Source organism: Desulfomonile tiedjei DSM 6799 (assembly GCF_000266945.1).
GTDB lineage: Bacteria > Desulfobacterota > Desulfomonilia > Desulfomonilales > Desulfomonilaceae > Desulfomonile > Desulfomonile tiedjei.
Window position 1 is genome coordinate 4,207,430 of the sequence record NC_018025.1, and the last position, 12,881, is coordinate 4,220,310.

Consider the following 12,881-nt stretch of genomic DNA (forward strand, 5'->3'; position numbering starts at 1 on the left):
GAAGATCTAAAGTTGGGCTTGGACCAATTCGAATCTGATGGTCCCCACAATGGGCGATGAAGTAAGCACCAGAGGAATCCGCGCTTCATCATCGGAAATCCAGAGTTTTCCGGTACCAACCTCACTCTTGTCACCGTGGAGCTTCACCAATCTCAAATTCAGACATACTGCCGGATGCTGGCCCGTCTGCAGGTTCAACCGGTCATTTCCAAGGTACGTGACGAACAGTCTGGATTTTCCTTTTCCGTCGTATATGTCCACAAACATGGGTTTCGTGAAGTCTTTTCGGTTTCTGAGCAGAAACGCGGCAGAAATGGGATCGTAAACTCCCGCGCACTGTTCCGCGTGATTCTCTTTCTCCTTCCCCTTCACCTTATCGACATTCACGAGTTTGGTTTTATGATCGAATGTCAGGGCGACCAGTTCAGGGCTCCCCAAATTCGATCTAAACGCATAATTGTACGTCAACGGCTGGAAGGTCTTGTCTGAAAACGTGGCCTGTATTCGACTCCACATTTCGGTTATAGCCTTCAACACTCCATCGGAGACCGCTTGCGCAGTGACGTCTATAATCCTTCCATTTCTTTTCGTAGCAATATCGCCGTGGCCTGCCTGGCTACCGTTCCAGGTAACCACGTAACGGAGAATCTCGGTCCGGTCTGCGGTCTGTCCTTCAGGAACAAGCACACTGAAACAGGCGAGAAATATGGCTGCGGCAAAGAACAGCCTTCCCGCATTCTGAATAGCACGATATAATTTCAGATTTTTTCCCTTCTTCAATGCAACATTGAACAATCCGCAGGCGGCATTGCTTATCGGTTTCGACGCCAATAAAACTTCTTGTTCACTTCCGGCATGAAGATGACGAGTTGATCGCCGGAAATTTGATAAGGCCATTTTACGGTATTACCCATATCGTCCGTGATGCTGATTTCACTTTTTTCGAGACTGTATTTGCCGGTGCGGCTCTTCGTCGCGTTGGAGTCTTCCTTATCCATTCGGTTAAAGACAACTTGTCCGCCGTTCGTGAATTCGATCATAGTCTTTGTGGCTTCCCTCGGTTTTTCCTGGTCGCCTTTATCATTGACCTGATACTGGAGTTCCCAGGTATCTACGAGAGCCTTGTCGCCACCGGCTTCTGTCGATTGACGCGGGATCATGGATAGGCACGACGCGAACAAAAGAGAGGACAGAAAAACCGCCATCCCTAGTGCACGTCCTACATGAACTGGTTTCAAGATCTTCCTCTGCGCGGAATTGATGATCCCCGGATGTCCTTACTCACCAAAGGCTACGGAACGGTTGTTTTTCCTCCGTCCCTGCCGACTCAGCGGATGGAGGAGTACGTTCTACTCGTGCGGCTATAGCTTCCGTCGGTCTTGCTGCCATTTCTGTCTGCTTGGGTTCGGTCGGCTTTGCAGCCGTCTGGATCGGGAACTCCCCTCTAGCCAATCGGGTCAGGAACGCTTGATCCACGATAATGCAATACGAACCTTTCTGAAGAGTATGAAACACTGCTTCCGCGTCTTGCCAATCGAGGCCGAGACATCCGTGTGTGAGCCTGCCTCCGGTGGCCTCTGCGTAATGTATGTATTTCATACCATGAAATACCAGCTTGTAACGGAAAAATCCAGGCACCCGTCGATCTTCCCACCTCTTGGGGATGGGCTCGTTTTCTTCGATAAAGTACCAGTCAGGTCTGATCCAGTCGGCGACGGGGACCTTCTCCGTTATCGGATATATGCCTACAGGAGTTTCAAAATGTCCGACTTGTGTCTTACCCTTCCCTATTGCAACCGGCCCGATCCTCAGGAGTCTGCCGCCCGCATCGTAAAGATAGAATTGAAAACTTCTTTTATCAATAATTATAAACGGTTTTCCGTTTCGCTGTCGTATGAGACTTCCCATATACCGCGCATCGCCCATTACCCCTTGTACCTGCTCTTCACTATAATTCTGGGCGTACGGATTGTCGTACATCTGCTGTTGAGCTTGTTGCGGAGGAGCTTCGTTTCTCGAGCGTCGTCGACTTTGTGTCTGGCGCGATATCTGATCCCGGAGAATTCTCTCTGCACCCCGATGGTCGTATTGAAGATCCCCAGGGGGATACTGAGCATATTGTTCCTGCTCAGGCGATCCATAATATTGCTGATAATAATCAGGCTGATACATCTGAGCCTGGGCTGGGGTCATCAAAAAGAACAACGAGAGAATAATCCCCAGAAATTGCAGCATATTACCTGTGATTAAAACCCTCTTCTCTCGCATGGATGCGAAAACTCCTTCATAACCCTGAAATTATTTCCACTTATAGTTTAATTTACCCGCGCTGTCAACTGCCCTTCACGAATCGAATCTCGCATGCAAGCACATGTGCCAAGGTCCATGTTTAAGCCAGTAGTCCGTATTTCTTCAATTTATACTGCAGGTTACTCCGGGAAATGCCTAAAATCTTAGCTGCTTGTGCTTGTACATTCCCGGCATTCTTTAATGCCTGTCTGATTATCCGTTCTTCTATCGCGTCCAGAGTCTCCGCGAGACCTTTTTCCCCCGACACCAGTGTATCCAGTTCTGCCTCGATTTCAGGGGTTTGTCGTAATTCCAGGGGCAGATCCTCGGGCATTATCGCATCCCCCCTGCACAGGACCAGGGCCCGTTCGATCACATTCTCCAGTTCCCTTACGTTGCCGGGCCAGGAGTAACTGTACAGTGCGGACATCACATCCGGGTGGACTTCCTTTATGGGGCGATCCAGTTTCTCACAAAACTTATTGAGGAAATGCGCCACGAGAAAGGGAATGTCTTCCCGACGTTCTCTCAGAGGGGGCATGTCGATCCGCACCACGTTCAGCCTGAAAAACAGATCCCCCCGGAACCGGTTGTTCTCTACTTCTTCCTTCAAATCCCTGTTCGTGGCGGCAATGATGCGAACGTCAACTCGAATGTCTTTGTTGCCACCGACTCGCTGAAATTCGTGCTCCTGCAGTACCCTGAGCAATTTCACCTGCAGATTGAGAGACATTTCTCCCACTTCATCGAGGAATAGTGTCCCCTGATCGGCAAACTCGAATTTGCCCTGCTTGAGGGAAGCTGCTCCGGTAAACGCTCCCTTTTCATATCCAAAGAGTTCGGATTCCAGGAGACTCTCTGACACTGCTCCGCAGTTAATGGGAACGAACGGAGATTTATTCCTGGAGCTGGCCTTATGGAGCCCGCGAGCTACAAGTTCCTTGCCGGTTCCCGATTCGCCAGCAATGAGCACGGTTGTGGGGGTATCAGCAACCCGTTTCATGAGGGTAAACACGTTCTCCATCGCCTTGGATTTGCCGATGATATTTCCCCAGACACTCCCAAGCTCGGATTCCAGGTGGCGGATGTTCTTGACAAGAGAGCGCCTCTCCACTGCACGGGCCACGGCACGTTTCACGTCACGGTTGTCAAAAGGTTTTTGAATGTGGTCCAGAGCACCTTTCTTCATTGCATCTACTGCCTGGTCCACTTCGGCAAAGGCGGTCATCAGGATGACCGGAAGATCCGGGTCCAGAGCGGAAATTCTCTCGAGTAACTCGATGCCGGTCATTCCAGGCATTTTTATGTCGGACAGCACGGTATCCACCGGTGAATTTGCGATAATCTCGATGGCCTTGGCACCGGAAGATGCTGTGAGCACATCATAGCCTTCGTCCATGAGCAGATCTTCCAGGACTATGAGGTAGTTCTTTTCATCATCTACAATCAAAACAGTGCTCATGCCGGATTATCCCGAATAGAAGATAAAAAAATCATTATACTGCCTCGACCGGAATGTCGAAAGTTATTGCGATCGCCGTCAATCAGCGCCGCCAGCAGGAAGAAAGACCGAAAAAACAGTTCCTTCTCCTTCCCGGCTGGATACCGTAATTTCACCATTGTGCGCCGCAATTATGTTGTGAACGACCGAAAGCCCCAGTCCGGTCCCCATTTCATGAGTTGTGAAAAATGGAGTGAATATTCTGGGAATATCTTCCGGTTTTATTCCCTGGCCGGTGTCGGAGAAATCGATCCTGATCGTTCCGTTTTCCGGCGTAACGGTTACAGCGAAAACACCGTCACTCTGCATTGCCTCGAACGCATTGATCGCCATATTGAGAAAGGCCTGATACAAAAGATCCCTGTCTCCCATCACTATGGGAACCAACCCATTAAGATCGTTATCTTTCCAGGTGATCCGCCGTGCGTCGGTCTCCTGGATGAGATTGTCTCTCACCCGCGAAATCGCGTCACGAACGTCGATCGGTTTCAGCTCAGGCGATCGAGGTCTCGCGAAATCCAGGAAATCAGTCAAGATATTGCTGAGCCGGGTGGCTTCTTCCACGATAACACCAGAGAGTTTTCGTACTCTCGCTGGATCGGGATTGGTTTTCTTAACCAGCATTTCCGCCGAAGATTTCACAATACCCAACGGATTGCGAATCTCATGAGCAATGGTTGCAACCATTTGGCCTATGGAAGCGAGTTTCTCGGACTGCTGAAGTTGTTCTTCCAGATGCTTCTGTTCACGGGCTCGAAGGAGGAGGATACGTTCGCCGCGCCTGACTATCAAGATGAGAGCTATGAAAAGAAACGCCATGAGTCCGACAGCAACAACAATGATTGCGACAATCGAACGCTGGACACTTGTATACTGATCGGTGACATCCTGAGTTATCTGGATGACTCCGTAAATGTTTCCAAGCATCCAATAGTTGCCGGTAACCTCTCGCAGCGGATAATATGTTTCCGTCATCCGCTGGCCGTACCAGCGGGCCTCAGGATTCGAATCCTGCCGGATATGGGTCACATCTTTGCCGCCCAAAGCACTCTCAAGCGCATTATTTCTCGGTTCTTCCTTTCCGATCAGGTCGTACTCGCTGCTATAGATAATCTTCCGTTGGCGATCGATTATCTTGATGCGCTGAATCTTCAAACCGTACGTGAAATCCTTAATGAGCGAATCGAGTGCTCCAAATTGGTCCCATTTACGAAGATCCACGGGTATGCCGCGGCTCTTCAGCGGTGCGTAAAAACCGACATAAATGTTGTAATTCAGATTTTCTGAAACAAGCCTCGCGTAGCTATCTGCGCTTCGGAGTAGTGTTTCAACGCTCTTTGAATAGAGAAACGCGCCCATAAGAGCGGTTACGATGGCAATCACCACAAAACCGGAAAAAATGAAATATTTGACTAATCTAAACGGGCCGCCGCCAATTCCGGCGGCAGTGGTGTCCGGGATCATCCCGTCTCCTCTGGCAGAAAATCAAAACCGACTGCAATGTATCATCAGGCTCAATCATCGTAAAGGAAAAGGCAGCTCAAGCGGTCGAGCCTTCCGGAGCGGAATAATATAGCTGTTATCGAAAGTCTTGACGGAATCCAATGCCTGCAATGAGAAGAATCAGTAGCGCCGGCGTCCCTGCCGGCGATAACTTATTGCTTTGTTTGGTGAATTGTTCGCCGGCACGGAGGCCGGCGCAATGCTGTTGAATTAAGGAAAGGGTTCTTGATTTTTCACGTTTAACCTCCGAGAATTCAGAAGGAATTGTGTTGACATGCGGGTAGTTACGCGCGATAAATTCTTTCAAAACAAGCTGCTGAAAGGATTTTATTATGGCACGCATTATGCTTTGAAGAACCATGCCAACTTAGCGCGTACGCTGAAAAATTTCTTCACATTATTCCCGGACAAATCGACCCTTCCAAGAAACGCTCGCCTCAGGACTTTACTCGAAACAGAAAACTCGCCTTTGGAAAGCTTATCACCTTCATCTTGTCCATTGCCGCCAGTGGAAAGGGTAAAGGAGTGGACATGAAATCCGGTGAATTCTTTCGACATGCCAGAATTCTTGGCCTTTGGCCTGACGCCGAGGCGATCCATCGAAGCGCGCTCACCAAGGCGCGCAAAAAGGTGGATTGGAGGATCTTTCGGCAAATACTCGATGATGCGGTTGGTCTGGCTTATGAGTGTTGGCCTAAGAGCCCGAAGGACGAGTGGCATGGTATGTCCACTCATGCGATAGATGGCTCCGACTATACGCTTCCAGCCGCCGATGAGCTCAGGGCCGAGTTTGATCCTGAGAGCGGACTTGGGCAAGCGGGCAAAGGACATTATCCTCAGTGTCTTGTATGCACGCTCTATGACGTCTTCAGACGTCTGCCCATCGCAAGAACTGTGGTCCCGGTGAATTCTTCGGAGCGGGACCAAGCCAAACATCTCCTGCCCCTCGTGCCTGAGGGAAGTGTCTTGCTCCTGGATCGAGGTTACCCAGGATATGAATTTCTCAGCTACCTTTTGGACAAGTTCAAAGGCTATTTCGTGATACGTTGCCCCGCAACGTCCACCTTCGCCACAGTAAAGGAATTCATTCGGAGCGGGAAGAGCGAAGCCGAAATCGTGATTCCTCCGACATCGAACTATCTCAGCCAGGTGACGGCTGAACAACGAAAGGCCGCCAAGCCCATCAGAGTGAGAGTCATCAGACTGTCCAATCCTGACGGAACCCTCTCGGTTCTCCTGACGAATCTTTACGACAAGGTGGAGTTTCCGAGACAGGAGATCACTGACCTCTATTTCAGGCGATGGGAAATCGAGAGCTATTTCCGGGATGAAAAGATTGGGCTCGAAATCGAAAAATTTCATGGCAAAACCTGCAACAGCGTCCTGCAAGAACTCTTTGCAGCTGCGATCATGGCTGTGATCTCAAGAACTCTCATGGCCATTTCCACCCAGTTACTCGGTGGAGAGCTCGGAGAACCTCAGTTCAAGAATGCGGTCATGACGCTCGCGTCTGAAGCCGCCGTGCTCGCCGCAGACGATCCTGAAAGAGCCATCGAAATCTTTCAGGATATTCTCAAAGAAATCTATCGTGTCAAATACTATCGACCAAACAGTCAGCGACCACCCCAACCAAGGGTGAACAAGCAAAGCAAAAACAAATGGCTTTACCGCAGGTACAAAAATGTCCCCGCAGCTTAAGTCAACAGCATTGGGAGGCCGGCGCTACCAATTGCTGGGAACTGCTCTTCACAATCCGTGATTACTTTCGAGAATCGGTATAATATCTATAGTTTCGCCCTTTTTGTATTCTGGACGGTTAGATGGTGAGATAATCCTTGAAAAAATAAGGCGTTCCGCACATACCCGGTTTTGTGAAAGATTCTGGGAAGGAGGAACGCCAGTTGAAGAGATCTATACCAGATCCGTTCGGGATTGACGAGATTCATTTCAGAGCGTGTTTCAGCGCACCGAGTTTCCGTATCTTCGTTGCGCTGGTGGTCGGTTGGGTGCTCACTATGGGCAAGCACACTATCAGCCAGGTGATTCTGACCATGAGACTCCATGAATCCAAGCACTTCGCCAGCATCTACCGATTCCTCGGCAAGGGACGATGGGAGACTGACTTTGTCTCCTATTTCGTCTTCAGAATGTTGGTAGAAACGCTGATTGCAGAAGGGATCGAGATCCTTGTGGTGATTGACGACACCTTGAACAAGCACACTGGCAAGAAGATCTGTGGCGCGGGCTGGCAGCATGATGGTTCACTCCCAAAGCATACTAAGCAAAAGGGGTATGGAGTGTGCTTTGTCATCATAGGACTGGCGATTCGCCTTCCCGGCATCAGCGATCGCATGTTTTGTCTGCCATACGCTGCCCGCCTTTGGTGGCCGCCAAAGGCCAAGTTTAATCCCAAGAGCCTGCCCTACAAGACAAAACCCGAACTTGGATTGGATCTTATAAATCTGACTCATTCATGGCTCCAAGAGGGAGAAAGACTGAGAATTGTGTTCGACCTGGGATACTGCTGCGATACCATCCTCAAAGCACGACCCAAGAATGTGCACATTACAGGGAGGCTGAGAAAGGATGCAGCTTTGTTCGCTGTGCTGGAACCTGCTCCATTTACAGTGATGGGCAGACCTCGCAAGAGAGGCGCTCGACTGCCCTCCCTGGAAACGATGTTCCAGGACCCCAATCTGGGGTGGAATGAGATTAGGGTCTTCTGCTATGGAAAACAAACTAAGCTCCTGATACATCAGTTCACGGCGCTATGGTATCATAGCGCAGGGCAACAGCCTCTTTCGATCGTGTTGTGCCATGACCCGGCCGGCCACCATGCCAATATGGTGTTTTTCGATACGGACCCTCAGGCTGCACCACAGCAGATTATCGAGCGCTACGCTGCACGCTTTAGCATTGAGATGACCAATCGAGAGACCAAGAACCTCCTGGGTGCGGCTGAACCTCAGTGTCGGAAAGAGACCTCGGTAACCCGTGCCCCTATGTTTGCTTACTGGGCCTACTGCTTTGTAGTGCTTTGGTTCGTTGGGCAATTCGTCACTGCAAAGAACCTCGTTGCCGACCCGGCTCCCTGGTACTGCCGGAAAAAGTCGTTCACCTTTTCAGACATGCTGGCAGCAGCTCGAAGGAGTCATTTCTCGCTGAGAATTTATTCGAAAGCCAGCCGAATCAATAAGTTCGAAAAACTCAACGGCCCGCGCTCCACGCGCGGACTCGACCATGCAAGAATCGCGAAACTATAGATAATATAGCAAACGTCAGAATTTTTGTCCGATTGCGAAAAGCGCTTCTCGAAAATCGGTGCGTGCCGTGCCTCCCCAATGACATCTTTGATCTCTCGCGTGTCCAAACGAGTTTTTGTACGGTCAATGTCTCCGGGGTTCCTCTTTCTTGCGCGAGACTACATAGAGCATGGTGAATCCTGCCAGAAACGATATGAGGGACCCGGCAAATATACCGATCTTGGCTGTAGCGAGTTCCGGTGTACCGGCAAAGGCAAGGTTTGCAATAAAGAGAGACATCGTGAACCCGATTCCGCAGAGAATGGAGCCCGCATATATGTGCCTCAGATCGAGTTGTTCCGGCAGTTCCGCTATGCGGGTTCTAATCGCCAGCCATGAGGCAAATGAAATGCCCAGCGTTTTTCCGAGGACCAGCCCGGCAATCGTTCCCAGGACCACAGGATCGCTAAGCGCCGGCAACAAAGTACTCAACTGCAGACTGACTCCCGCATTGGCCAGAGCGAAAATCGGCACAATGAGGAACACTACCCATGGGTGCAGGTGAAATTCCAGCCTGATCAGGGGCGGCTCCACTTTCCTGCACAGGGTCGCAAGAGATCTGACTGCAGATTGATGTTCGGAATTCGTATACACACTGTAACCACAGGATCCCGCACATTGAAATTGACTGAGCACTGCGGATGCCCTGTTCAAAAAATCGTCCGTATCATATCTGGAACGCGCGGGAATGGTCATAGCAATCAACACTCCGGCCACTGTGGAATGTATTCCGGAAAGATGCACAAAGAGCCAAAGCGGAATACCTACAAGCGCATAAGGAAGTGTTTTGCGAAAACCCAGGACATTCATCACGACAAGAACAAGAAGCAGAACAGCAGCTATGGACAAGTAATGAACGGATATGTATGAAGTGTAAAAAAGTGCGATTACCAGAACAGCGCCGAGATCGTCCGCAATTGCAAGCGCAGTGATGAAGACAATGAGGCCGCGAGGAATTCTCGAGCCCAGAACGGTCATAGCTCCAATCACGAACGCTATATCCGTGGCCATGGGAATTCCCCAGCCGCGCAAACCGGGTCCTGCAGGGTTCAGGGCAAAATAGATGAGTGCGGGAACCAGCATGCCTCCCACGGCTGCACTGACAGGCAAGAAAGCCTTCCGGAATGAGCCGAGTTCACCGACCAGAACTTCACGTTTGATCTCCAGGCCGACGAGAAAGAAGAACAGAGCCATAAGACCGTCATTTATCCAAAAATGTAAGGGTCTATCCAAGACGATTCCGGCAGCGCCGATCAAGGTCCGAATATGCCAGAGGTTTTCGTAGCTTTCCGAGAAACCTGAATTCACCCAGATCAAAGCTGCTGCGGAGGCCAAAAGAATAAGGATTCCGCTGGATGCCTCTTTTTCCGCAAAAAGCTCAAAAGGGCGCAGCAACAAACGCCCTAACTGCTCGCCTTCTCTGAATATTTTCTTTTTCATGAAAACAGGTTCAATCATCGACGATCCTTAATCCACTGCAGTTTCTTTATTAAGACATGTGAAAATGACGACGTGGCAAGTTGCTTTCCGCCGGCCTCCCGGACAGCGTGCACCTTATTCCAGTGGATTGACCACCATTAAATTGAAAATACAGGAAGCTTCCGGAGAGAATCGCCCGATCGAGATTGCTCTCTAGAATTCGTCAGCTCCCTTTGATATACACTACAATCTCATGCAATTCTTTGGAGAGTCAACGTGCTAAACATTCAAATTCTGGTATTGTCTTTGATCCCACTCCTTTCGGGCATCGTACCCGACGATAAGAGCGCATTGTCTTCAACTGCTCTCTTCGGCATGGAGGACAGCGTAACCGAGCAGTTCCTTGTCGGAACCTGGAAGTACTCTGAGGATCTGTTTCGATGGGGGTTGGCGGACAAAGAGAAGGCTCGGATAAAACCGTCTAAAACTCAGGCCTTTATGAAATTACGAGAAGACGGCACCATACATATGGTCAATTTCTTTCGACCTACGAACGGACACTGGCATTTGACTCCTGAAGGAATAGCCATTAGCGGTCCGGGGTTTCCCGATCGGTTCCAGATCTTGCCTGTGAGGAAAAGAGACAAAGACAGGATATGGCTTCTGCTGCCGTTTGCAAGTGGATCGATCGGCATTGGGATGCTACGAATTCCTGATGAAGATCTTTCAGCTATCGAAAAAAAGTTTCAGTCCGATACCAAGCGAGAAAGGCTCAGAAGTTCGGGTGAGTCAATGCGCCGCAAGGCCGAACCTGACGTGCAGGAGTCTACTTCTCTCATTCCGGAAACGAATGGGCAATCAGATTCTTCACATTAGTGCTTGCTCGAATCGTCTCTCCCCCCTTTGTTAAAGGAGAGGAATGGGGGCATGGGCGTTAAAACAAAAGCACCCACTCTCAACTTTTTGGTGGAGGTCGGCGTCTCTGCCGACCCATATTGATGAAAAACGCTCGCGAACAGCTAGGCATCCACCATTCAGCAGCTAGCTAATCCTTGTCATTGCGAGGAGCGCAGCGATCCCGCGTCTCGCGGGACAATCGCCTGGTACTCAGGCGCTTAATTTCAGGCGATTGCTTCGCTTCGCTCGCAATGACAGCCATTCGGACTCTTTGGCAAAAACGATGAGGTTCGCTTTGATCATCACACCCTGAGCCGGATCCTTGTTTTAACGCTTATGAAGAATGGGGGGATTTTGAGTGCAGTTTGGCCTAATAGGCTGTATTGCGGGATAGACCAGAGTCTTTGACAATCACTCTATTCGCATATTTTCCACTGGAACGGAGACGGGTGACTACCAATCTCGAAGAACATAATCCGCGATTACTCTTGAGAATCACTGCATGAGCAGGACCTACTTTTCTTCAGACCGGGTAGTTCGTTTCAGGAGGGCGTCTTTTTCGAGTATTCGCCTGATTACTTCTTTCACACCGGCATCTCTTACCGGTTCCAGAAGAGTTCTCACCATGCGAACATCCTCGGGTGTCAGCTCTTGCGGTTGAGCATTGGAAGACGTTTGAGGTTCCTGTTTGGCCCAGGATCTCTGATGAAAACGGATGTCAGTTATTGCTGCTTCCCTACCCTTCACATGTTCATTCAGCTTTTCGATGAGAACCGTTTTCACCGCTGAGAGTTCATTCATCCACACTGAAGAATCAACGATGACATGAAGTGTAGAGCCGGCTACCCGCTCAGCCTTCGCATGCCGGGCAATCGGAGCGTCGACGATCTTGGGCCAGAGCTTGACGAGAGCATGTTTGGACAGCGCGTTTTGCAGACCAAACTCCGAGAGCAGCTTACCAAGAACCGAACCTGCCTTGACAGGCTCTTTGAGTCGATTTCGCTTCATTCTACGGTGTCGCGCACTCTGATGGGTCGCCCTGGAGCTTGGATATTGCATGCTCGAGAGCGGGAAGCACCACTTCCAGGTTTTCCCGGGCTCCGCGGGGACTGCCGGGCAGATTGATAATCAGGGTCCTGCCGCGGACCCCTGCCACTGCCCTGGAAATCATTGCATGAGGTGTTTTCTTGAGGCTTTCCGCACGCATGGCTTCAGCCATGCCCGGCACCAGGCGGTGACAAATTGCGGATGTGGCTTCCGGTGTCACATCCCTGGGCGACAATCCCGTGCCACCGGTTGTCAGGATCAGATCGGCCTGGTACTGATCGGCCCAGGTGACAAGCATCTCCTGTATGGATTTTTCCTCGTCCGGAACTACTGCGGTCCACTCAGTTTGAAAGCCTCGGGACCGGAGGATTTGCTCCAATTCCGGTCCCGAGGTGTCTTCTCGAAGTCCTTGTGAGGATCGATCGCTAACGGTGAGGATCCCCGCACGCAGCTTTATCGAAGATTTCGTAGCTTTCATGTTCTTCGTCTCGGGCGGTCGGTATTCCTCTCTGGAAATCGCGCACCTGCGCCTCTTCTGCTTCCAATTCCTGCTTCAGGAATCCAGCCGCTTTCCACGGATCCACTTTGGCCCCGCACGTGAAGATGTCCACTGCCGCATAGCCGAGTTCAGGCCATGTGTGGATGGTTAAATGAGATTCCGCTATAACCACGACGCCGGAGACGCCCTGAGGATTAAAGTCTTGAAATGCTGTTCTCAGGACAGTCGCACCAGCGACCTCCGCGCCTTGAACCATTATCTTTTCAAGGTAATCAAGGTTGTCGATCTTTTGCCTGTTACAGGACCAGAGCTCGATCAGAAGATGAATACCTAAAGCTTTCATCGTCATCCCCCGTACCGAGTGGGCTGTTGCCTCTCGTAAGTATATAGTTACAGAAATACCGCCCGTAACCCGCACTGTCGA

At 50.4% G+C, this 12,881-nt stretch carries 12 protein-coding genes; 3 read left to right on the forward strand and 9 right to left on the reverse strand.

The annotated features are described in order from the left end of the window. Positions 1-6 precede the first annotated feature (6 nt). The 5 genes from DESTI_RS17810 to DESTI_RS17830 all read right to left on the reverse strand — a co-directional run bounded on the left by DESTI_RS17810 (position 7) and on the right by DESTI_RS17830 (position 5,254). Entirely contained in the window at positions 7-831 is an 825-nt protein-coding gene (locus tag DESTI_RS17810) for a DUF3108 domain-containing protein (protein ID WP_014811360.1), read from the reverse strand. Further along, positions 813-1,238 (reverse strand): lipocalin-like domain-containing protein, encoded by a 426-nt coding sequence (locus tag DESTI_RS17815; protein WP_014811361.1) that lies wholly within the window; start codon positions 1,236-1,238, stop codon positions 813-815. Before DESTI_RS17815 ends, DESTI_RS17810 begins: the two co-directional genes overlap by 19 nt. A gap of 43 nt (positions 1,239-1,281) precedes the next feature. After that, positions 1,282-2,268, reverse strand: coding sequence for a L,D-transpeptidase (locus DESTI_RS17820; protein ID WP_014811362.1), 987 nt, complete (start codon positions 2,266-2,268; stop codon positions 1,282-1,284). A gap of 121 nt (positions 2,269-2,389) precedes the next feature. After that, positions 2,390-3,751 (reverse strand): sigma-54-dependent transcriptional regulator, encoded by a 1,362-nt coding sequence (locus tag DESTI_RS17825; protein WP_014811363.1) that lies wholly within the window; start codon positions 3,749-3,751, stop codon positions 2,390-2,392. Positions 3,752-3,829: 78 nt separating this feature from the next. Continuing rightward, positions 3,830-5,254, reverse strand: coding sequence for a two-component system sensor histidine kinase NtrB (locus DESTI_RS17830; protein ID WP_014811364.1), 1,425 nt, complete (start codon positions 5,252-5,254; stop codon positions 3,830-3,832). Between the two features lie 519 nt (positions 5,255-5,773). Between DESTI_RS17830 and DESTI_RS17845 the strand changes: the two genes are divergently transcribed. Both DESTI_RS17845 and DESTI_RS17850 read left to right on the forward strand, forming a co-directional pair. After that, on the forward strand, positions 5,774-6,991 hold the full coding sequence (locus tag DESTI_RS17845; RefSeq protein ID WP_237671475.1) for an IS4 family transposase: 1,218 nt from the start codon (positions 5,774-5,776) through the stop codon (positions 6,989-6,991). A gap of 203 nt (positions 6,992-7,194) precedes the next feature. Then, positions 7,195-8,556, forward strand: coding sequence for an IS701 family transposase (locus DESTI_RS17850; RefSeq protein WP_014808181.1), 1,362 nt, complete (start codon positions 7,195-7,197; stop codon positions 8,554-8,556). A 123-nt stretch (positions 8,557-8,679) separates the two neighbouring features. On the opposite strand, the gene nhaA is transcribed toward DESTI_RS17850, so the two are convergent. Further along, a complete protein-coding gene (gene nhaA, locus DESTI_RS17855; RefSeq protein WP_014811365.1) occupies positions 8,680-10,053 on the reverse strand; it encodes a Na+/H+ antiporter NhaA in 1,374 nt (457 codons plus the stop codon). A 237-nt stretch (positions 10,054-10,290) separates the two neighbouring features. On the opposite strand from nhaA, the gene DESTI_RS17860 reads away from it, so the two are divergent. Next, positions 10,291-10,890 carry a hypothetical protein gene (locus DESTI_RS17860; RefSeq protein WP_014811366.1) on the forward strand — a complete coding sequence of 200 codons (600 nt, stop codon included), beginning with the start codon at positions 10,291-10,293 and terminating at the stop codon, positions 10,888-10,890. Between the two features lie 534 nt (positions 10,891-11,424). Here DESTI_RS17860 and DESTI_RS17865 read toward each other — a convergent pair. From DESTI_RS17865 to speD, 3 genes are read right to left on the reverse strand one after another with little or no spacing between them, the layout of a single operon-like run. Next, positions 11,425-11,919, reverse strand: a complete 495-nt coding sequence (locus DESTI_RS17865) for a DciA family protein (protein ID WP_014811367.1) — start codon at positions 11,917-11,919, stop codon at positions 11,425-11,427. Between the two features lies 1 nt (position 11,920). Then, positions 11,921-12,436, reverse strand: a complete 516-nt coding sequence (mog, locus tag DESTI_RS17870; RefSeq protein WP_014811368.1) for a molybdopterin adenylyltransferase — start codon at positions 12,434-12,436, stop codon at positions 11,921-11,923. Then, entirely contained in the window at positions 12,384-12,800 is a 417-nt protein-coding gene (speD, locus tag DESTI_RS17875) for an adenosylmethionine decarboxylase (protein ID WP_014811369.1), read from the reverse strand. The genes mog and speD overlap by 53 nt, the downstream gene beginning before the upstream one ends. Positions 12,801-12,881: the final 81 nt, after the last annotated feature.

Coding starts and splice junctions, on each gene's coding strand:
- DESTI_RS17820 (WP_014811362.1), bottom strand. CDS start 2,268: ATGCGAGAGAAGAGGGTTTTAATCACAGGTAATATGCTGCAATTTCTG.
- DESTI_RS17825 (WP_014811363.1), bottom strand. CDS start 3,751: ATGAGCACTGTTTTGATTGTAGATGATGAAAAGAACTACCTCATAGTC.
- DESTI_RS17830 (WP_014811364.1), bottom strand. CDS start 5,254: ATGATCCCGGACACCACTGCCGCCGGAATTGGCGGCGGCCCGTTTAGA.
- nhaA (WP_014811365.1), bottom strand. CDS start 10,053: ATGATTGAACCTGTTTTCATGAAAAAGAAAATATTCAGAGAAGGCGAG.
- DESTI_RS17865 (WP_014811367.1), bottom strand. CDS start 11,919: ATGAAGCGAAATCGACTCAAAGAGCCTGTCAAGGCAGGTTCGGTTCTT.
- mog (WP_014811368.1), bottom strand. CDS start 12,436: ATGAAAGCTACGAAATCTTCGATAAAGCTGCGTGCGGGGATCCTCACC.
- speD (WP_014811369.1), bottom strand. CDS start 12,800: ATGAAAGCTTTAGGTATTCATCTTCTGATCGAGCTCTGGTCCTGTAAC.